Source organism: Plantactinospora siamensis (assembly GCF_042434095.1).
GTDB lineage: Bacteria > Actinomycetota > Actinomycetes > Mycobacteriales > Micromonosporaceae > KBS50.
Genome location: NZ_JBHLUE010000017.1, coordinates 325,156 through 345,382 on the forward strand (window position 1 = coordinate 325,156; position 20,227 = coordinate 345,382).

Genomic DNA, 20,227 nt, shown 5'->3' on the forward strand with positions numbered 1-20,227 from the left:
GAAAAACGATAGGAAGGGGCCCTTCCTTACCTGTGAGGAGGAGACCGGTGACGCCGGAGGAGATGCTGGCCACCGACCGGGCGCACGTCTGGCACCCGTACGCCCCGATGCCGTCCGGCACCCCGCCGTACCCGGTGGTGGCCGCCGAGGGCGTACGGCTGCGCCTGGCCGACGGGCGGGACCTCGTGGACGGCATGTCCTCCTGGTGGGCCGCCATCCACGGCTACCGGCACCCCGCGCTGGACCGGGCCGTGACCGAGCAGCTCGGCCGGATGAGCCACGTGATGTTCGGCGGCCTGACCCACGAGCCGGCCGTTCGGCTGGCCCGCAGCCTGGTCGAGCTGACGCCGCCGGGGCTGGAGCACGTCTTCCTCTGCGACTCGGGCTCGGTGAGCGTCGAGGTGGCGATCAAGATGAGCCTGCAGTACCAGCGCGGCCGCGGCCGGCCGGAGCGACGCCGGCTGGCCACCTGGCGGGGCGGCTACCACGGCGACACGTTCCATCCGATGAGCGTCTGCGATCCGGAGGGCGGCATGCACCACCTGTGGGGCGACGTGCTGCCCCGGCAGGTCTTCGTGGCCGAGCCGCCGGCCGGTTTCGACGCCCCGGTGGATCCCGGCTACGAGGCGGCGCTGGTCGAGGCCGTCGAGCGGCACGCCGGCGAGCTGGCCGCGGTGATCGTCGAGCCGGTCGTGCAGGGCGCGGGCGGGATGCGCTTCCACCATCCCCACTACTTAAAGGTGTTGCGCGAGATCACCAGCCGGCACGGGGTGCTACTCATTTTCGACGAGATCGCCACGGGTTTCGGTCGGACCGGCCGCTGGTTCGCGGCCGAGCACGCCGGGGTGACCCCGGACGTGATGTGCGTGGGCAAGGCGCTCACCGGCGGCTACCTGACGCTCGCCGCCGCGCTCTGCACCCCCGAGGTGGCCGAGGGCATCTCGGCCACCGGGGTGCTGGCGCACGGGCCCACGTTCATGGCCAACCCGCTCGCCTGCGCGGCCGCCAACGCCTCGATCGAGCTGCTGCGGGCGGGCCGCTGGGCCGAGGACGTACGGCGGATTTCGGCGGGGCTGCGCGCGGGCCTGGGGCCGCTGGCCGGCGCGCCCGGCGTACGGGATGTCCGGGTGCTCGGGGCGATCGGCGTGGTGCAGCTGGGCCACGAGGTGAACCTGCCGGCCGCCACTGCCGCGGCCGTCGACCGGGGCGTGTGGCTGCGGCCGTTCCGGGATCTCATCTACACGATGCCGCCGTACGTCACCGGTGACGAGGACCTGGCCCGGATCACCAGCGGCATCGCGGCCGCGGTGGCCGCGGGCTGACGAGAGGAGAGGACGGGCATGGAGACCTTCGGAGCCCGGTTGGTCGCGGCGATGGCCCGGCGGGGGCCGCTCTGCGTGGGGATCGATCCGCACCCGGCGCTGCTGGACCGGTGGGGGTTGCCGGACAGCGCGGAGGGGTTGGCGCGGTTCTGTGACGCCACGGTCACCGCGCTGGCCGGGCGGGTCGCGGTGGTAAAGCCGCAATCCGCCTTCTTCGAGCGTTTCGGGTCGCGCGGCGTGGCGATTCTTGAGTCAACTATCCGACAGTTTAAATCCTCCGAAACGCTTGTGCTTTTGGACGTGAAGCGCGGCGACATCGGCTCGACCGTCGCCGCGTACGCCTCGGCGTACCTTGATCCATCCAGCCCGTTGTATGTCGACGCGATCACCGCGAGTCCGTTCCTCGGAGTCGGCGCGCTGGCGCCGATGTTCGCCACGGCGGCCGCACACGGCGGCGGCGTCTTCGTGCTGGCGCTCACCTCCAACCCGGAGGGGCGGGCCGTCCAGCACGCCCGGGGCGCCGACGGGCGCACCGTGGCGCAGGCCGTCATCGACGAGATCTCCCTGCTCAATGGGGGTGCCGAGCCGCTCGGCAGCCTGGGCCTGGTGGTCGGCGCGACGGTCGGGCGGACCGGCCACGACCTGTCCCGGGTCAACGGTCCGCTGCTCGCCCCCGGGCTCGGCGCGCAGGGCGGCCGGGCCGCGGATCTGGCCACGGTCTTCGGCGACCGGCTGTCGGCGGTGCTGCCGTCGTACTCCCGGGAGGTCCTGTCGGCGGGACCGGAACCGGTCGCGCTGCGCGCCGCGGCCGAGCGGGCGCTGGCGGAGTGCCGCGCCGCGCTGGGCGGTGCTACTGAGTGACCGGTCGGTCACAAAATCATGATCTCCGCGCGCCCACGTTGCCGAAACCGTCGCTGACCGCTAGTTTTCCCCGCGCTGGGAACCACATACCCCTTTGGTTCACAGCCACACCATGTTTCACAGATGCGGCGACTCGACTGGCCGCCGCAATAGGGACCTGAGGAGAACTGGTGCCGCTCCCGTCATTGAGCCCCGAACAGCGCGCCGCAGCGCTGGAAAAGGCCGCGGAGATCCGCAAGGCCCGCGCTGAGCTGAAGGAGCAGCTCAAGCAGGGCAAGACCACCCTCGCCGCCGTCCTCGACCGGGCGGAGTCGGACGACGTCGTCGGCAAGCTGAAGGTTTCGGCCGTTCTGCAGGCCATGCCGGGCATCGGCAAGATCCGGGCCACCCAGATCATGGAGAAGCTCAAGATCGCCGACAGCCGGCGCCTTCGGGGCCTCGGCGAGCAGCAGCGCAAGGCACTGCTTGGGGAGTTCTCCGCGAACTAGTTCGGGGGACCGTGTAGAAACAAGCAGTGAGCATGGATGACGACGCGCGCCCGGCAGCTCGTCTCACGGTCCTTTCCGGCCCCTCCGGGGTCGGAAAGGACAGCGTGATCGAGCTGATCCGGGCGCGCTCGCCCTGGGTCTGGCTGTCGGTCTCGGTAACGACCCGCAAGATGCGGGACTACGAGGTCGACGGCGTCCACTACTACTTCGCCGACCGGGCCGAGTTCGAGCGGATGATCGCGGCCGGGCAGCTGCTCGAGTGGGCCGAGTTCGCCGGGAACCTCTACGGCACCCCGCGCGGCCCGGTCGAGGCGCACCTGCGGCGCGGGCAGCCGGTGCTGCTCAAGATCGACCTCCAGGGCGCCCGGCAGGTCCGGGCGGCCATGCCGGAGGCGCAGCTGGTGTTCCTCGCCCCGCCCAGCGTCGAGGAGCTCAAGCGGCGGCTGATCGGTCGCGGGACGGACGACGAGGAGACGATTCGCCGGCGGCTGGCGCACGCCGACGAGGAACTTGCGGCCGAGCCCGAATTCGACGTGACCGTCGTCAACGACTTCGTCGAGCGCGCCGCCGACGAACTGGTAGGCTTGCTCGGTTCTTCCTTTCTGACCCCCGCCCAGCCGCGTTCCGGCGGCTGACGTACGGCGGGTTGAGACGGCACCGCGTCCGCCGCGCGGTCGACAAGACACAGAGGTTGTTTTTCGTGGGATCCATTGCCAACCCCGAAGGCATCACCAACCCGCCGATCGATGAGCTGCTCGAGAAGACCTCCTCGAAGTACTCCCTGGTGATCTTCGCGGCCAAGCGCGCCCGCCAGGTCAACGCGTACTACAGCCAGCTCGGGGAGGGCCTGCTGGAATACGTCGGCCCGCTGGTCGAGACCACCCCGCAGGAGAAGCCGCTCTCCATCGCGATGCGCGAGATCAACTCCGGTCTGCTCACCGCCGAGCCGATCGACCAGCCGTAACGTCGATGCCCGGCCGCGTCGTCCTCGGCGTCGGCGGTGGCATCGCCGCCTACAAGGCATGTGAACTGCTCCGGCTCCTCACCGAGTCGGGCCATTCCGTGCGGGTGGTGCCCACCGCCGCGGCGCTGACCTTCGTCGGCGCGCCCACCTGGGCGGCGCTCTCCGGCCAGCCGGTCGCCCCCGACGTCTGGTCCGACGTGCACGAGGTGCCGCACGTCCGGCTCGGCAAGGAGGCCGACCTGGTGGTGGTGGCCCCGGCCACCGCCGACCTGCTGGCCCGGGCCGCGCACGGGCTCGCCGACGACCTGCTCACCAACACCCTGCTCACCGCGCGCTGCCCGATCGTGCTGGCCCCGGCCATGCACACCGAGATGTGGGAGCACCCGGCCACCGTCGAGAACGTGGCGACGCTGCGCCGCCGGGGCGTGCTGGTGATCGAGCCGGCGAGCGGCCGGCTCACCGGCGCGGACACCGGCAAGGGCCGGCTGCCCGATCCCGCCGAGATCTTCGCGGTGGCGCGCCGGGCGCTGGCCCGCGGCACGGTCGCGGCCGACCTGGCCGGCCGGCACGTGGTGGTCACGGCCGGCGGCACGCGGGAGCCGCTGGACCCGGTCCGCTTCCTGGGCAACCGGTCGTCCGGCAAGCAGGGGTACGCCTTCGCCCGCGCCGCGGTGGCCCGGGGCGCACGGGTGACGTTGATCTCAGCGAACGTGGCGCTCGCCGACCCGGCCGGCGCCGACCTGGTGCGGGTGGGCAGCACCGAGGAGCTGCGCAAGGCGACCCTCGAGGCGGCCGCCGACGCCGATGCGGTGGTGATGGCCGCCGCCCCGGCCGACTTCCGTCCGGCCACGTACGCCGGCGAGAAGATCAAGAAGTCGGACGACGGATCGGCGCCGACGATTGCGCTGGTCACCAATCCGGACATCGCGGCCGAACTCGGCGCGCGCCGCCGCCCCGGCCAGGTGCTGGTGGTGTTCGCCGCCGAGACGAGCAACGCCGAGGTCAACGCGCGGGCCAAGCTGACCCGCAAGCGGGCGGACCTCATCGTGGTGAACGTGGTGGGCGCCGACCGGGTGTTCGGGGCCGACACCAACGCGGCCACCGTGCTGGGCGCCGACGGCTCCCGGGTCGAGCTGCCCGAACAGGCCAAGGAGGACCTCGCCGACCGGGTGTGGGACCTGGTGGCGGCTCGATTGTCCAACACCTGACCCTCGAGCCGAACTTCCGACCGCTCTCCAGTCAGGCACGGTAGCCTGCGGCGAGAAGTCAGCGGCGGTGTCTAGACTGCCGCGCAACACCTGTCGACACTGAGGAGCACCGTGGCACGTCGCCTGTTTACCTCCGAGTCGGTCACCGAAGGCCACCCGGACAAGATTGCCGACCAGATCAGCGACGGCATTCTCGACGCGTTGCTCACCCAGGATCCGCGCAGCCGGGTCGCGGTGGAAACCCTGATCACCACCGGCCAGGTGCACGTCGCGGGCGAGGTGACCACCAAGGCGTACGCCGACATCCCGACGATCGTCCGGGAGACGATCCTCAACATCGGGTACGACTCGTCGAAGAAGGGGTTCGACGGCGCGTCCTGCGGCGTCAGCGTCTCAATCGGCGCGCAGTCGCCCGACATCGCGCAGGGCGTGGACAACGCGTTCGAGCTGCGGACCGGCTCGTCGGAGAGCGCGCTCGACGCGCAGGGCGCCGGCGACCAGGGCATGATGTTCGGTTTCGCCTGCTCGGAGACGCCCGAGCTGATGCCGCTGCCGATCGCCCTGGCCCACCGCCTGGCCCGGCGGCTGTCGGCCGCCCGCAAGGACGGCACGATCCCCTACCTGCGTCCGGACGGCAAGACCCAGGTCACCATCGAGTACGAGGGCCTGCGTCCGGTCCGGCTCAACACCGTCGTGGTCTCCAGCCAGCACGCCGCGGACATCTCGCTCGAGTCGCTGCTCACCCCGGACGTCCGGGAGCACGTGATCGGCCCCGAGTTGGAGGGGCTCGGGCTGGACACCGGCGACTACCGGCTGCTGGTCAACCCGACCGGGCGGTTCGAGATCGGCGGCCCGATGGGCGACGCCGGCCTCACCGGACGCAAGATCATCGTTGACACGTACGGCGGGTACGCCCGGCACGGCGGTGGCGCGTTCTCCGGCAAGGACCCGTCCAAGGTCGACCGTTCGGCGGCGTACGCGATGCGCTGGGTGGCCAAGAACGTGGTGGCCGCCGGCCTGGCCGAGCGGTGCGAGGCGCAGGTCGCGTACGCGATCGGCAAGGCGCACCCGGTCAGCCTCTTCGTCGAGACGTTCGGCACCGAGAACGTGCCGGTCGACCGGATCGAGCGGGCCATCGGCGAGGTGTTCGACCTGCGCCCGGCCGCCATCATCCGGGACCTCAACCTGATGCGCCCGATCTACCAGCAGACGGCCGCGTACGGCCACTTCGGGCGCGAGCTGCCCGACCTGACCTGGGAGGGGACCGACCGCGCCGCCGACCTGAAGTCGGCTGCGGGCGCCTGACCGGAACTCCGCACGGCGACCGGCAGCCCGCCGAGGGGCTGCCGGTCGCTCGCGTCTGCGTCGACGTGCCGCTGGCGCACCTCGACCGGCCGTTCGACTACCTGGTGCCGGCCGAGCTGGACGCCACGGCCCGGCCGGGCACCCGGGTGCGGGTCCGGTTCGCCGGCAAGCCGGTCGACGGGTGGCTGCTCGAGCGGGTGGCCGAGTCCCCGCACGGCGGCCGGCTGGCCTACCTGGACCGGGTGGTGTCGCCGGAGCCCGTGCTCGCTCCGGAGATCGCCCGGCTGGCACGGGCGGTGGCCGACCGCTACGCGGGCAGCCTGGCCGACGTCCTCCGGCTGGCGGTGCCGCCCCGGCACGCCCGGGTCGAACGCGAGCCGGCCCGCGCCGGCACGTCGGCGGCGGCTGCCGGCGAGGGCGCCGGGAGACCGGCGGCCGCCGGTCAGGGTGCCGGGACGCCGGCGGCGGTCGGTGACGGTGCCGCGGGGCCGGCGGCGGGTGAGGGTGCTGGGACCGTCCGGGTGGCGGCCGGGCGTGCCGGGACCGTCCAGGCCGCCGGCGGGGGTGCCGGGACCGTCCGGGGGGCGGGCGGGGGCGCCGGGACTGTCCAGGCCGCGGGCGCGGGTGCCGGGACCGTCCGGGTGGCGGGCGGCGCCGCGACCGGCGACGCCGTGGCGCCGCCGACCGTTGACGCTGCCGGTAACGCGGTGGCGCCCCCGGCCGGTGCCGGTGACGGCGCGGCACCGCCGGCCGCTGACGGCGCCGGTACGCCGGTGGACGAGGGTTGGCGGGCGTACCCGGCCGGGCCGGCGTTCCTGACCGCGCTGGCCGGCGGCCGGTCGCCGCGGGCCGTCTGGTCGGCGCTGGCCGGCGAGGACTGGCCGGCCCGGTACGCGGCCGCGCTGGCCGCCACCGCCGGATCCGGGCGGGGCGCGGTGGCGGTGGTGCCGGACGCCCGGGACCTGGACCGGCTCGACGCGGCGCTGACCGCGCGGCTCGGGCCCGGCCGGCACGTGGTGCTCTCCGCGGCGCTCGGCCCGGCCAAGCGGTACCGGGCCTTCCTCGCGGCCCGCCGCAGCGAGGCGCCGGTGGTGATCGGCACCCGGGCCGCGGCGTTCGCCCCGGTTGCCCGGCTCGGCCTGGTGGCCGTCTGGGACGACGGCGACGACCTGCACGGCGAGCCGCGGGCGCCGTATCCGCACGCCCGGGACGTGCTGCTGACCCGGGCCCAGCAGACCGGCGCCGGGGCGCTGGTCGGCGGGTTCGCCCGCACCGGCGAGGCGCAGCTGCTGGTGGAGACCGGCTGGGCGGTGCCGATCGAGGGGGACCGGGCCGGGCTGCGCGCCCGGACGCCCCGGGTGGTCCCGGTGGGCGACACCCCGCAGCTCGCCCGGGACCCGGCCGCGGAATCCGCCCGGCTGCCCAGCGTCGCCTGGGAGGCCGCCCGGTCCGCGCTGGCCGCCGCCGCGCCGGTGCTGGTGCAGGTGCCCAGGCGCGGCTACCTGCCGTCGGTCTCCTGCGCCGACTGCCGCGCCCCGGCCCGGTGCGCCAACTGCGCCGGCCCGCTGGCGCTGCGCTCCGCCCGGGCCGTGCCGGCGTGCCGCTGGTGCGGCCGGCCGGACGCCGCGTACACCTGCCCGCACTGCGATGGCCGCCGGCTGCGCGCCGCGGTCACCGGGTCCCGGCGTACGGCCGAGGAGCTCGGTCGGGCGTTTCCCGGCGCGACCGTGCGGACCTCCGGGCGGGAGGAGGTGCTGGCCGAGGTGCCGGCCGAGCCGGCGCTGGTGGTGGCCACCCCGGGCGCCGAGCCGGTGGCGGCCGGCGGGTACGGCGCGGTGCTCCTGCTGGACGCGTGGGCCCTGCTCACCCGGGCCGACCTGCGGGCCAGCGAGGAGACGCTGCGCCGGTGGATGGCGGCCGCGGCGCTGGCCCGGCCGGCCGGCGCGGGCGGCCGGGTGGTGGTGGTGGCCGACGGCGCCCTCGGGCCGGTGCAGGCGTTGCTGCGCTGGGACGCGCCCTGGTTCGCGGCCCGGGAAATGGCCGAGCGGCGCGAGCTCGGCTTCCCGCCGGCGGTCCGGATGGCCAGCGTGACCGGCCCGCCGGAGGCGGTGGCCGACCTGCTCGCCCTGGTGCGGCTGCCGGCCGGTGCCGAGCAGCTCGGTCCGGTGCCCGCCGGGGACGGCGCGGAGCGGATGCTGCTGCGGGTGGCCCGGTCCGGCGGGCCCGAGCTGGCCCGGGCGTTGCACGAGGCCGCCGGGGTACGCGCCGCGCGCAAGGCCAGCCAGCCGGTGCGGATCCAGGTCGACCCGCACGACCTGTTCTGATTGGAGCGCCGGCTGAGCCACGTTGCCGGGGCCTGCCGGGCGATGCTGGGCCAACCTTCCGGACGGGCGCGGCCGAGCGCACGGAGGGCAGGCTGACTGGTTGGATAGTCAGGATATCCGACCTGGAATCCTATTAGTAGCAAATTTGCATATCATGCTTTTTCCCGGGCCTTCCGCCTGGAACATAACGGTCATAAGCAGCTATTAGCTCATTAGCCTCGTGCGGGTGAGAACGCCACATGATCCCCCGGTCCTCCGGCCAAGCTCGCCGGCGCAGCCGGTGTTCGTTGACGTCACGGGACGCCGGCTGCGGTTGTTCAACCGGCTCGCGGTCATGCTGGTCCTGCTTGGACTCGGCTACTTTCCGCTGGTAGGGATGTCGGCGGCGGACGCGCGGACGTACCGCCTGGAACTCGGCTTCCCGGGCGCCGCGCCGGCGCCGCGGCCAACCGCCGGCGTCCCGGTCGATGCGTTGTCGAGCCCTCCGTCGAGCATCCCGCCGCCAAGGCCCGCAACCCGGCCGGGAGGCGGCGAGGTCAGCCACTCCAGGCGCCGGACGGTGACGGCGCCGAGCCAGGTGGCCCGCACGGCGGCGGCGCGCCGACAGCTCGGTGTCCGGCCGGCCCCGCGTCCGTCGGCGGTCCCATCGGTCACGGCGTCCGCCGGCCCGTCGGCCCCCGCGCCGTCGCCCACCGCGCCCCCGACGCCTGGCCCCACACCGTCGGCGACGGATCCCACCACCCCGGGGCCGGCGGGCTCTGGCGCGTCGACGACCGGGCCGTCGTCTGCCCCCGGCACCGTCCCGACGGCGCTCGCGAACGCGACGACGGGACGGTACGCCGGATGACCAGGATCGAGTCCACGACCTCCCGCGTGACGCCGCGGCCCCGCGTCCCACCCGGCGACAGCGGCCATCGTCGCCCCTGGCTCCGGGTGGCGGTCTGCGGTTCCGTCCTCGTGCTGGCCGGCCTGCTGCTCTTCGAGGCGTATGTGAGCTCGTCGTTCGCGCCCGATGTGCAGGCCGGGGTCGGCGACCAGGACGCGGTGCCAGCGGTGATCAGCTCCGGTGGCCCGATCATCGACGCCACCGGCGCCGAGCCGCGGTCCTTCCGGCTGCCGCCGAAGACGATCGCGCTCACCTTCGACGACGGGCCCGATCCCGTCTGGACTCCCCGGGTGCTCGATGTGCTGCGCCGGCACGGTGTTCCGGCGACCTTCTTCGTGATCGGCTCGGAGGTTGTTCGGCACCCCCGGCTCGCTCGCCGGATCGTGGCCGACGGCAACGAGGTCGGTGCGCACACGTTCACCCATCCGGACATCGCCCGGCTGCCGACGTGGCGTCGGAGCATCGAATACCGGCAGACCACCGCCGCCATCGCCTACGCGACCTCCACTCGCCCGACCCTGCTGCGCTTCCCGTATTCGTCAGAGCCGGATGCCATCGACAATGACCTGTATTCCGCGGTGCGCGAAGTCGGTCGGTTGGGCAATCTCACCGTGGTCAACGACACCGACAGCCAGGACTGGGCGCGGCCGGGTGTCAACGCGATCCTTGCGAATGCGGCGCCTCGCGACAACCGGGGCGCGGTGGTGCTCATGCACGACGCGGGTGGGGACCGGTCCCAAACCGTCGCCGCCCTGGACCGGTTCATCCCCATGATGCAGAGCCGGGGATACACCTTCACCACCGTCACGGGTGGACTCAACCGGGCGCTCGGGTCCACGACCCGCGCCCTCACCGGCAACCCGGCCGCCGGCAGGTACGAGCGGGTGAGCGGGCTCGCCCTGTTCTGGGCCGTGCGGATCGCCGATGCGTTCGTCGGGGTCCTCCGCCTGCTCTTCGCCTTCCTCGGCGCCCTCGTGGTGGCCCGTACGCTGTTGCTGCTCGTCCTGGCCCACCGGCTTGCCCGGCGGCGGCGGGCGCCGGACTGGACCTGGGGGCCGCCGGTGACCGAGCCGGTCTCGGTGGTCGTTCCCGCGTACAACGAGCGGGAGGGCATCGCCGCCACCCTGCGCAGCCTGGCGGCCAACGACCACCCGCTGGAGATCATCGTCGTCGATGACGGGTCGACCGACGGCACCGCGGACATCGCGGACGGCCTCGGGTTGCCGAACGTCCGGGTCGTCCGCAAGGCCAACGGGGGCAAGGCCAGCGCCCTCAACGCGGGCATCGCCCTCGCCCGGTACGAGCTGCTGGTGATGGTCGACGCCGACACGGTCTTCGAGCCCGACTCGATCCGCCGGCTGGTCCAGCCGTTCGCCGATGACCGGACCGGCGCGGTGGCCGGGAACGTGAAGGTCGGTAACCGGGCCAGCCTGCTCGGGCTGTGGCAGCACATCGAGTACGTCATCGGGTTCAACCTGGACCGGCGGCTCTACGACACGCTGGGTTGCATGCCCACGGTGCCCGGCGCCATCGGCGCGTTCCGCCGGCGTGCCGTGCTCGCGGCGGGCGGAATGACCGCGGACACCCTGGCCGAGGACACCGACATCACGATGGCGCTGCTGCGGGACGGCTGGCGGGTGGTGTACGAGCCGACGGCGCGAGCCTGGACCGAGGCCCCCGCCACGCTCACCGAACTCTGGCGGCAGCGGTACCGGTGGAGCTACGGCACCATGCAGGCGATGTGGAAGCACCGCCGGGCGTGGCGGGACAGCGGCGCGTCTGGTCGATTTGGTCGCGTCGGGCTGCCGTTCCTCGCTCTCTTCGGCGTGCTGCTGCCGATGCTCGCGCCGATCCTGGATCTGATGGCGGTCTACAGCGTGCTGCTGCTCGACTCGGTGGGCACCGCCGTCATCTGGCTGCTGATGCTCGGGATGCAGGTCGGTACGGCCTTCGTCGCGTTCCGCCTCGATCGGGAGGACCGCCGGGCGCTCTGGGCGGTCCCGCTCCAGCAGTTCGTCTATCGGCAACTGATGTACCTGGTGCTGATCCGGGCGGTCGTCAGCGCGATGACCGGCACCCACGTCCGCTGGCGCAAGCTGCAACGCCGTGGTTTGGCGCCCGTGACCGGGGCTCGCCCGGCCCGGCCGGCCGGCCCGGTCCTGTCGGGCCGCCCGGCCCCGGCGGCCGGCCCGGTCCTGCCGGCCCGCCCGGCCCCGGCGGCCGGCAGAGCACTGCCGGCCGGCCCCGGCCCGGCGGCCCGCCCAGCCGTCCGGGACCGGTGGTTCGACACGCTGCGGGCGCTGGCCCTGCTCCGGGTGTTCGTCTATCACATGTTTGGCTTCGGCTGGCTCAGCCTCGCGTTTCCGGCCATGGGGATCATGTTCGCGCTCGCCGGTTCGTTGATGGCGGGCTCGCTGGACCGGTCGCCGCGCCACGCCGTGGCTGGGCGGATCCGACGGCTGCTGCCGGCCCTGTGGGCGCTCGGCGCGCTGCTGGTGCCGCTCATGCTGTGGCGTGGCTGGCCCGACCGACCCGCCTGGCCGGCGCTGCTGACCTGGGTTGTGCCGGTGTTCCAGCCTCCCGGCTCGGAGTGGGCGCAGCCAGCCACCGAGGTGCTCTGGTACCTCGTCACCTATTTCTGGCTTGTCCTGCTCTCGCCGGCGTTGTTGTGGCTCTACCGCCGTCGTCCGCTGGCGACCGTGCTGCTGCCGATTGTCGTACTAGCCGGAATTGTCCTCGTTCCCGGACTCGTCAACCCCGATGGCGGCGCCGGCGCCGTCGTCACCGACCTGGCGACCTTCACCGCGTGCTGGGTCGTCGGCTTCGCGCACCGGGAGGGCGCGCTTCGGCGGTTGTCCGTGCGGCCCCTGATGGGCGGAGCACTGGTGGCCATGGGCGTGGGACTGGGCTGGGCGCTGACCCATCGCGGTGACAACGGGATCGACCTCAACGACATCCCGTTGGCCCAGGCATGCTGGTCGCTCGGGTTCGTGCTCCTGCTGTTGCGGGCCACGCCCAGCCTCGGCTGGCTTGCCCGGGCGCGCCCACTGGCCGGGCTGGTCGACGCCCTGAACCGCCGGGCGGTCACCATCTACCTCTGGCACAACATGGCTGTCGGCGTGAGCTTCGCGGTCGGCGACGCGCTGGGGCTCTGGCGGCTCGGGGAGACGGGGTACGTCCTCGTGGCGTTGGCCCTGCTGATGGTCCCGCTGCTGGGGCTCGGCTGGCTGGAGGACGTTGCCGCCCGCCGGCTGGCCCGGTTGCTGCCGACCCAGCCCCGCCGTCGGTCGGCGGCGGGAGCGGCGCAGCCCCTCGGACCGGGCCAACGCGCAGCGGACCGGGCGGGCCTGGAAGCGGGTACGAGATCGGGATGACCGGCGGTTGGCCGGTAGGGGGCCGAGCCGGCGCCACCTGGTTGGGCAGGTTGGCCGTGGAAGCGACCGGCGGCAGGGGGATGGCAACAACCATCGGACGGTCCGCGAATTGCTTGGTACCGATGGGTACCAAAATCGTGGCCGGCTCGGCATGATGAAGGTCCGTGCAGCCGGGAGGTGCGAGTCGTGGATCCCGCCGAGGCCGTCGGCCAGCTGATCTCACCTGAGGGGCGGGTCGACCCGTACCCGATCTATGCGGCGCTGCGCGAACACGGCCCGGTGGTGACCGCGGGGGAGGACTTCCTCGTGGTGACCGGGCACGCGGCCGCCGACGACCTGCTGCGCGACCCCCGGCTGGTGGTGCTGGACGACGCCCTGCGGGACCAGATGTGGCCCGAGTGGCGGGAGAGCCCCGCCGTGCTGTCCATCTCCCGGTCGATGCTGCGCAGCAACCCGCCGGACCACACCCGGATGCGGCGGCTCGCCGCCGGCACCTTCACGCCGCGGCGGATCGCCGGCATGCGCGGCGTGGTGGCCGCGCTGGCCGGGGAGCTGGTACGCGGGATGGCCGACCGCGGCCGGGACGGCACGCCGGTCGACTTCATGGCCGAGTTCGCGTACCCGTTGCCGGTCGGGGTGATCTGCGCGCTGCTCGGCGTGCCGGCGGCGGACCGGCCGTGGTTCCGGCAGCGGGCCGCGGACCTCACCGCGGTGCTCGAGCTGGACGTGAGCCCGCAGGACCGGGCGGCCGCCGACAAGGGCGCCACCGACCTGCTGGACTACTTCGCCGAGCTGGTCCGGGCCCGCCGGCGGAACCCGGCCGACGACCTCACCACGGCGCTGGTGCAGGCGCACGACGGCGACGGTGACCGGCTCAGCTCCGCGGAACTGCTGGCCAACCTCGTGGTGCTGCTGGTCGCCGGCTTCGAGACCACCACCAACCTGTTCGGCAACGGCCTCGCGGTGTTGCTCCGCGAGCCCGAGCACGCCGCGGCGCTGCGCGCGGATCCCGACCGGGCGCCCCGGTACGTGACCGAGATGCTCCGGTACGACTCACCGGTGCAGCTCACCTCCCGGGTGGCGAGCACGGCGCTGAGCTGCGGATCGACGCCCGTGCCGGCCGGCGCCGGGCTGCTCGTGCTGCTCGGCGCGGCCAACCGGGATCCCGCCCGGTTCACCCACCCGGAGCGGTTCGACCCGGACCGCGAGCACAACCACCCGCTCTCCTTCGGCGGCGGCCCGCACTACTGCCTGGGCGCCGCGCTCGCCCGGCTGGAGGCGGAGGTGGCCTTCCCGCTGCTGCTGCGCGAGCTGCCCGGGCTCGACCTGGCCGGTGAGCCGGTCCGGCGGACCCGGCTCACCCTGCGCGGCTACGCCGCCCTGCCGGTCCGGGTGGGCTGACGGGCCGCCGGGCAGTCGGCGGGGGTCCGTAGACTGGTATGGCATTCGCGCCCACCAGCGGTGAAGGAGCCTCCTCGCGTGACCGTCCAGCCCATCCGTCTCTTCGGCGACCCGGTGCTGCGCACCCCGGCCGAAGCCGTCGTCGACTTCGACGCCGAACTGCGCAGGCTCGTCGCCGACCTCACCGAGACGATGCGGGAGCAGGGCGGGGCCGGCCTGGCCGCGCCGCAGCTCGGGGTCGGGCTGCGGGTGTTCGCCTTCGACGTGGACGACGTGCTGGGACACCTGGTCAACCCGGTGCTGGAGTTCCCCGACGAACAGGAGCAGGACGGACCCGAGGGCTGCCTGTCCATTCCAGGGCTGTACTTCGACACCAAGCGCCGGCAGAACGTGGTGGCCAAGGGCTTCAACTCGTCGGGCGACCCGGTGCAGATCGTCGGCACCGGGCTGATGGCGCGGTGCGTGCAGCACGAGACCGACCACCTGGACGGGGTGCTGTTCATCGACCGGCTCGACCCGGCCGGCCGCAAGGAGGCCATGAAGGCCATCCGCCAGGCCGAGTGGTACGACGTGGGCGCGCCGCCGGTGGTCAAGGTCAGCCCGCACGGGTCGACCAGCCCCTTCGGTTTGGGCCGGTGAGCTGATGCGGCTCGCCTTCGCCGGCACGCCGGCCGTCGCCGTACCCGCCCTGGACGCCATCGCCGCCTCCGGGCACGAGCTGGTGGCCGTGGTCACCCGGCCGGACGCGCCGGCCGGCCGCGGCCGCGGGGTGCGCCGGTCGCCGGTGGGCAGCTGGGCCGACGAGCGGGGGATCGAGGCGCTCAGCCCCGACCGCCCCCGGGATCCGGAGTTCCTCGACCGGCTCGCCGCGCTCGGCGTCGACTGCGTGCCGGTGGTGGCGTACGGCGCCCTCGTCCCGCCGGCCGCGCTGGAGATCCCCCGGCACGGCTGGGTCAACCTGCACTTCTCCCTGCTGCCGGCGTGGCGCGGCGCCGCGCCCGTGCAGCACGCCGTGCTGCACGGCGACGAGATCACCGGGGCCAGCGTGTTCCAGCTGGAGAAGGGCCTCGACACCGGTCCGGTGTTCGGCACCCTGACCGACCAGATCCGGCCCACCGACACGGCCGGTGACCTGCTCGAGCGGCTGGCGCGCTCCGGAGCCGGCCTGCTGGTGGCGGTCCTCGACGCGATCGAGGCGGGCACGGCCCGGGCCGAGCCCCAGCCGCCGGACGGCGTCTCCGTGGCGCCGAAGCTCACCGTCGAGGACGCCCGGGTGCCCTGGTCCGACCCGGCGTTCGCGATCGACCGCCGGATCCGGGCCTGCACCCCGGCGCCGGGCGCCTGGACCACCTTCCGGGACGAGCGGATCAAGCTCGGTCCCGTGGCGCCGGTGGCCAACGGCCCCGAGCTGGCCCCCGGCGAGCTGCTGGCGGAGCGCGGCCGGGTGCTGGCCGGCACGGCGACCGGCCCGGTCGCGCTGGGTGAGGTGCGCGCGGCGGGCAAGCGGGCCATGCCGGCCAGCGACTGGGCGCGCGGCGTCCGGGTCGGCGCCGGCGAGGCGCTGGCGTGACGGGCGACCGGAACCGGGACGAGCGTCGCGGCGCGGGTCGGAGCGGAGGCGGGGACCAGCGCCGGGCCGCGGGTCGGGCCGGGCGGCGGCCGGGACCGACCGTGGACAGCGCGCGGCGGGCGGCGTACGACGCCGTGGCCGCGGTGCACCGGGACGACGCGTTCGCCAACCTGGTGCTGCCGGCGCTGCTCACCGAGCGCGGGTTGCACGGCCGGGACGCGGCGTTCGCCACCGAGCTGACCTACGGCACGCTCCGCGCGCTGGGCACCCTGGACGCCGTGCTGGCCTCGGCGTCCGGCCGGGAGGTCGAGCGGATCGACCCGCCGGCCCGGGACGCGCTGCGGCTTGGCGCGTACCAGCTGCTGCATACCCGGGTGCCGGCCCACGCCGCGGTCTCGGCCAGCGTGGACCTGGTGCATTCGGTGGCGCCGGGCGCGGCCGGCTTCGCCAACGCCGTGCTGCGCCGGGTGGCCGAGCGCGACCTGGACGCCTGGGTGGCCGAGCTGGCGCCGTCCGCCGACACCGACCCGGTCGGGCACCTGGCCGTGGCGTACAGCCATCCGCGCTGGATCGTCCGGGCGTTCCTGGACGCGCTGGACGGGGACGTCGGCGAGACCACCCGGCTGCTGATCGAGGACAACGAGCGGCCGCCGGTGCACCTGGCAGCTCGGCCGGGGCGGATCGACGCGGTCACCCTGGCCGACGAGACCGGCGGGGCGCCGGGCGCGTTCTCCCCGTACGCGGTCTACCTGCCCGGTGGCGCGCCCGGCGAGCTGCCGGCGGTGGCCCAGGGCCGGGCGCACGTACAGGACGAGGGCTCCCAGCTCGTCGCCGCGGCGCTGGTGGCCGCCCCGCTGGAGGGTCCGGACGTGCGCTGGCTCGACCTGTGCGCCGGTCCGGGCGGCAAGGCCGGCCTGCTCGGGGCGCTGGCCGCGCAGCGCGGCGCGGCGGTCACCGCCGTGGAGGTGGCCGAGCATCGGGCCCGGCTGGTGGAGCAGGCCGTCCGGGGCCTGCCGGTGACGGTACGCGCGGTCGACGGCCGTACCGTCGGCGCCGATCCGGACCTGCCGGCGGGTGGCTTCGACCGGGTGCTGGTGGACGCGCCGTGCACCGGGCTCGGCTCGCTGCGCCGGCGCCCGGAATCCCGGTGGCGCCGGCAGCCCTCGGATCTGCCGCCACTGACCCGGCTGCAGCGCGAGCTGCTCGGCGCCGCGCTCCGGGCGGTCCGTCCGGGCGGCGTGGTGGCCTACGTCACCTGCTCACCGCACACGGTGGAGACGCACGTCACGGTCACCGAGTCGGCCCGGCGATCCGACGTACCGGTCGACTTCGTCGACGCCCGGCCGCTGCTGCCGGCCGGCATGCCCGGACTCGGCGACGGCCCCACCGTGCAGTTGTGGCCGCACCGGCACGGCACGGACGCGATGTTCCTGGCGGTGCTGCGCCGCGAAGGGGCGGCCTGAGTTCCATTGTGACCGTTCGGCCGCCTCAGCCCGGCGGCATGATCAGCTAGGTTGTCACCCGGGACGACGGGGGACAGACATGAAACGACTGGCAGTGCTGCTCATCGGGCTCAGCATGGCGATCTGTGGGATCGCCGGGTTCTTCGACGACACGGTCGAGTGTGGCGGCCAGACGATGGAGTCCGGCGACAAGTGCGTGACATACCGGGACGGCACCTCGACGACCCGTACGGTGGCGGAGGAGCGGTCCTCGGGGCATTTCACCGATGGGCTGCTCGCGGCCATCGGCTCGGTGCTGGTGCTCGGCACGGGGATCACGTTCCTCGGCAAGGCCGTCCCGGAGGCGGACAGCGTGCGCAGCCGCGCCGAGCTGGCGCAGAGCCAGGGCTGGGACTTCGTCGAGCGGGACGCCTCGGCGCTGGACGGAATCCGCGGCTTGCCGCATTTCCACCGCGACACGGTGCCGTACAACGTGCTGCGCGGAACCATGGACGGGATGCGGTTCACCGTCTTCGACTACGAGACCTCGGTGATCAACGACAGGGAGCCAAATACGGCTTGGGTGGTCCGGCTTCCACCGTCCATCCCCGCCGGTTTTGCCGAGTGGGCGGGCCGCCAGGCGCCGCTGTGGAGCCGCCCGAACAACATGGTCTACCCGCTGGACACCGTTCTGGTGGACATCGGGTCCGGTGTGCACCGGTCCGTCGGTGACCAGGTGCTCCGGCAGGTCAAGGGTCTTGTCGAGATCGTCCACCGGTTCGAGCGGCACGCGGCGAAGCGGGCCGGCGGCTGACCGCCTTCCGCAACACCCGTCAGCCGGGCGGTAGCGCCGCCGCGCCCGCGTCGCGCAGTGAGCGGGTCAGGCTCCGGTCGGTGAGCAGGAAGCAGAGGACCCCCCGATCCCCGTCCCGCCACTCGGGCTCGTCGGGCGCCTTCCAGATCAGCCCGGTCCGCCGGGTCACCTCCCGGGTGGTCGCCCCGGCGAAGTGCGCGATGATCCCGCGGCAACGGTCCTGCACCAGGCCGGGGGACCGGGTGAGCCCGGTCCGGGTCTCGCGGTCGGGCGCCGTGTAGACCCCGGCGAACTCGGCGTCGTGCGGCTCGGCGCAGGGCACCGCGTCGAGCGCGGTCGGCGCCCCGTCGGCCCGCTGGCTCTGGAAGCAGGCGTGGGCCAGCGGCGAGCCCGGCCGCAGCGCGCCGGCGAGCCGGCTGCGGCGGGGACGCGGGATCCCGCTGTCACTGCCCATCGAGTACGTTTCGAACAGGTCGCAGCGGTACCACCGCGCGCCCCGGGACCAGGCCGCCCGGCTCGGCAGCAGCAGGTCCATGGCGAGCCGGCCGCCGTGCCAGTCGGCGCCGAGCAGCGCGTTGGCGGCGTGGTCGCAACGGGACCGGGCGGCACGCAGGCTCGGCGAGCCGACCGCCGGCGGCGCGGTGGCGGTGACGCCGGGGCCGGCCAGCGTGCCGGCCAGCACCGTCTCGGTGTCGTGCTTCTGCCCGCAGTCGACCTCGCGCTGCTGCTCGGCGTCCGCGTCCCCGCGCTCCGGGTGGCAGGTCCCGGCCCGCGGGACGAACGCCGCGGCCGGTGGCAGCGCGGCCCAGTCGTCGGTGAGGTCCCCGTCCACTCCGGCCGGCGCCTGGCAGGCGGTGCAGGCCAGTACGGCGGCGGCCAGCACGGCCGCCAGATACCGCCGCATCGCCAACCTCCCGCCGCGGATCCGGTCCGAGTGCAGGAGCATACGGTACGCCGAACCGGGTCGGTACCGACCACAGCGGACATTGCTCCGGCTCGGCTCCCGGCGGCTTCCGACCTTGTCGTCGTGCGTGGGGCTCGTGGGAGGGCGGCATCCCATCCGGTTGGGGCCGGCCCTGCGCGGCGGTGGAATTTTGCCAGCTCGGGGGGCTCCCGACCGACCGGGCTGGCGAGGGTGCCGCCGTCCGGATCGCGGGATCGGGCTGGTGCCGGTGATCCGGTCGGCCGCTCGCGGTGGGGTCGCCGGTCCGTGGGGACCGCTGGTCTGTGAGTGTCGCGCCCGGGGGCCGGGCCCCGGGCGTCGGCGTGCGGGCCGGCGGGGCGTCCGGTCAGGACACCGGCAGCAGGCCGGGGCCGCCGTCCCGGGCCGAGCGGGTCAGGTCCCGGTCGCTCATCCAGAGGAAGCACTGCACGCCCCGGTCGCCGCCGGCCCATGCCGTGGCGTCCGGATGGTAGTAGATGGAGCCCACCCGGACTCCGATGGCCGAGTCGTCGGGGAGCTTCGCGAACCGGGCCACCCTGCTCATGCAGGCCCGGTGCGTGGCGGCGTCGTCCCGCTGGAACGCCTCGAAGGTCGGCTCGGGCGCGCGGTAGACGCCGACGAACTCGGCCCGGTGCGGGCGGGTGCACGGCACCGGATCCATGAAGTTGATGTCATTGTTGATCATCTTGGGTTGGAAGCACCGGTGGGCCAGCGGCGACTCGCCGGCGAGCGCGCCGCGCAGGCTGCTGGTGCGGGCCACCGCCGTGTCGTCGTCGAGGCTGCGGGTCTCGGACAGGTCGCAGCGGTACCAGCGGGCGCCCACGCCCCAGGCCGCGGCCCGGGGCAGCATCAGCGTCAGGACCAGGCGTCCGGTGCGCCAGTCGCCGCCCAGCAGCCGGGCGGCGTCCCGGTCGCACGCGTCGTGCGCGGTGAGGATGGCCGCCGAGCCCGGCGGCGGGGGGGTGGATCGTTCCGCGTCGGCGCCGCCGAACCGGCCCACCCGGATGGTCTCGGCCCGGTGTTCCTGGTCGCATGCGATCGGCTGGTACGTCGCCACGGTGGCCTCCCCGGCCCGCACATGGCAGGTGCCGGGGTCGGGGGTCCAGATGGCCGGCCGGCCCACCGGCGCCCAGTCGTCGACGAGGTCGTTGTCCAGCCCGGTCGGCGCCGGTGTCGAGCAGCCGCCGAGGACGACCGCGAGCGCGGTGACCAGCGCCGGCGCCACCGCCCTGCCCAACCACCGTCGCACCGTGTCGTCCCTCCCCGCGGACCTCGACGTCGGAGCAGCCGATGTTACTAGTCGGTCGGTTCATCCCGGTCGGGTG

At 74.2% G+C, this 20,227-nt stretch carries 16 protein-coding genes; 14 read left to right on the forward strand and 2 right to left on the reverse strand.

Features of this window, described 5'->3' with window-relative positions; all coding sequences use genetic code 11:
* The first annotated feature begins 47 nt into the window (after positions 1–47).
* The 14 genes from ACFFHU_RS21990 to ACFFHU_RS22055 all read left to right on the forward strand — a co-directional run bounded on the left by ACFFHU_RS21990 (position 48) and on the right by ACFFHU_RS22055 (position 17,959).
* On the forward strand, positions 48–1,322 hold the full coding sequence (locus ACFFHU_RS21990) for an adenosylmethionine--8-amino-7-oxononanoate transaminase (RefSeq protein WP_377341755.1): 1,275 nt from the start codon (positions 48–50) through the stop codon (positions 1,320–1,322).
* Positions 1,323–1,340: 18 nt separating this feature from the next.
* On the forward strand, positions 1,341–2,183 hold the full coding sequence (gene pyrF / locus ACFFHU_RS21995) for an orotidine-5'-phosphate decarboxylase (RefSeq protein ID WP_377341756.1): 843 nt from the start codon (positions 1,341–1,343) through the stop codon (positions 2,181–2,183).
* Positions 2,184–2,353: 170 nt separating this feature from the next.
* Positions 2,354–2,671 (forward strand): integration host factor, actinobacterial type, encoded by a 318-nt coding sequence (mihF, locus tag ACFFHU_RS22000; RefSeq protein ID WP_377341757.1) that lies wholly within the window; start codon positions 2,354–2,356, stop codon positions 2,669–2,671.
* Between the two features lie 26 nt (positions 2,672–2,697).
* Positions 2,698–3,306 carry a guanylate kinase gene (gene gmk / locus ACFFHU_RS22005; protein WP_446686795.1) on the forward strand — a complete coding sequence of 203 codons (609 nt, stop codon included), beginning with the start codon at positions 2,698–2,700 and terminating at the stop codon, positions 3,304–3,306.
* A gap of 65 nt (positions 3,307–3,371) precedes the next feature.
* Positions 3,372–3,635, forward strand: coding sequence for a DNA-directed RNA polymerase subunit omega (gene rpoZ / locus ACFFHU_RS22010; protein ID WP_377341761.1), 264 nt, complete (start codon positions 3,372–3,374; stop codon positions 3,633–3,635).
* A gap of 5 nt (positions 3,636–3,640) precedes the next feature.
* Positions 3,641–4,843, forward strand: coding sequence for a bifunctional phosphopantothenoylcysteine decarboxylase/phosphopantothenate--cysteine ligase CoaBC (coaBC, locus tag ACFFHU_RS22015; RefSeq protein WP_377341763.1), 1,203 nt, complete (start codon positions 3,641–3,643; stop codon positions 4,841–4,843).
* A gap of 111 nt (positions 4,844–4,954) precedes the next feature.
* Positions 4,955–6,148: a methionine adenosyltransferase gene (metK, locus tag ACFFHU_RS22020; protein ID WP_377341765.1), complete on the forward strand. Its 1,194-nt coding sequence runs from the start codon at positions 4,955–4,957 to the stop codon at positions 6,146–6,148.
* Between the two features lie 65 nt (positions 6,149–6,213).
* On the forward strand, positions 6,214–8,472 hold the full coding sequence (locus ACFFHU_RS22025) for a primosomal protein N' (RefSeq protein WP_377341768.1): 2,259 nt from the start codon (positions 6,214–6,216) through the stop codon (positions 8,470–8,472).
* A gap of 843 nt (positions 8,473–9,315) precedes the next feature.
* Positions 9,316–12,732 (forward strand): glycosyltransferase, encoded by a 3,417-nt coding sequence (locus ACFFHU_RS22030; protein ID WP_377341770.1) that lies wholly within the window; start codon positions 9,316–9,318, stop codon positions 12,730–12,732.
* 186 nt (positions 12,733–12,918) lie between these two features.
* Positions 12,919–14,133 carry a cytochrome P450 gene (locus tag ACFFHU_RS22035; protein WP_377341773.1) on the forward strand — a complete coding sequence of 405 codons (1,215 nt, stop codon included), beginning with the start codon at positions 12,919–12,921 and terminating at the stop codon, positions 14,131–14,133.
* Positions 14,134–14,211: 78 nt separating this feature from the next.
* On the forward strand, positions 14,212–14,772 hold the full coding sequence (def, locus tag ACFFHU_RS22040) for a peptide deformylase (RefSeq protein ID WP_377341775.1): 561 nt from the start codon (positions 14,212–14,214) through the stop codon (positions 14,770–14,772).
* Positions 14,773–14,776: 4 nt separating this feature from the next.
* Positions 14,777–15,703, forward strand: coding sequence for a methionyl-tRNA formyltransferase (gene fmt / locus ACFFHU_RS22045; protein ID WP_377341777.1), 927 nt, complete (start codon positions 14,777–14,779; stop codon positions 15,701–15,703).
* A complete protein-coding gene (locus tag ACFFHU_RS22050; RefSeq protein WP_377341875.1) occupies positions 15,658–17,166 on the forward strand; it encodes an RsmB/NOP family class I SAM-dependent RNA methyltransferase in 1,509 nt (502 codons plus the stop codon). The genes fmt and ACFFHU_RS22050 overlap by 46 nt, the downstream gene beginning before the upstream one ends.
* Before the next feature lie 79 nt (positions 17,167–17,245).
* Positions 17,246–17,959, forward strand: a complete 714-nt coding sequence (locus ACFFHU_RS22055; RefSeq protein WP_377341779.1) for a hypothetical protein — start codon at positions 17,246–17,248, stop codon at positions 17,957–17,959.
* A gap of 19 nt (positions 17,960–17,978) precedes the next feature.
* Here ACFFHU_RS22055 and ACFFHU_RS22060 read toward each other — a convergent pair whose 3' ends face one another.
* Both ACFFHU_RS22060 and ACFFHU_RS22065 read right to left on the reverse strand, forming a co-directional pair.
* Complete coding sequence (locus ACFFHU_RS22060; protein ID WP_377341781.1) at positions 17,979–18,863, reverse strand: septum formation family protein; 885 nt, start codon at positions 18,861–18,863, stop codon at positions 17,979–17,981.
* Positions 18,864–19,248: 385 nt separating this feature from the next.
* On the reverse strand, positions 19,249–20,151 hold the full coding sequence (locus ACFFHU_RS22065; protein WP_377341783.1) for a septum formation family protein: 903 nt from the start codon (positions 20,149–20,151) through the stop codon (positions 19,249–19,251).
* Positions 20,152–20,227 lie beyond the last annotated feature (76 nt).

What these genes read in the sequence shown, in the direction of transcription:
- pyrF (WP_377341756.1), top strand. Translation starts at nt 1,341, where the DNA reads ATGGAGACCTTCGGAGCCCGGTTGGTCGCGGCGATGGCCCGGCGGGGG.
- coaBC (WP_377341763.1), top strand. Translation starts at nt 3,641, where the DNA reads ATGCCCGGCCGCGTCGTCCTCGGCGTCGGCGGTGGCATCGCCGCCTAC.
- ACFFHU_RS22030 (WP_377341770.1), top strand. Translation starts at nt 9,316, where the DNA reads ATGACCAGGATCGAGTCCACGACCTCCCGCGTGACGCCGCGGCCCCGC.
- fmt (WP_377341777.1), top strand. Translation starts at nt 14,777, where the DNA reads ATGCGGCTCGCCTTCGCCGGCACGCCGGCCGTCGCCGTACCCGCCCTG.
- ACFFHU_RS22055 (WP_377341779.1), top strand. Translation starts at nt 17,246, where the DNA reads ATGAAACGACTGGCAGTGCTGCTCATCGGGCTCAGCATGGCGATCTGT.
- ACFFHU_RS22060 (WP_377341781.1), bottom strand. Translation starts at nt 18,863, where the DNA reads ATGCGGCGGTATCTGGCGGCCGTGCTGGCCGCCGCCGTACTGGCCTGC.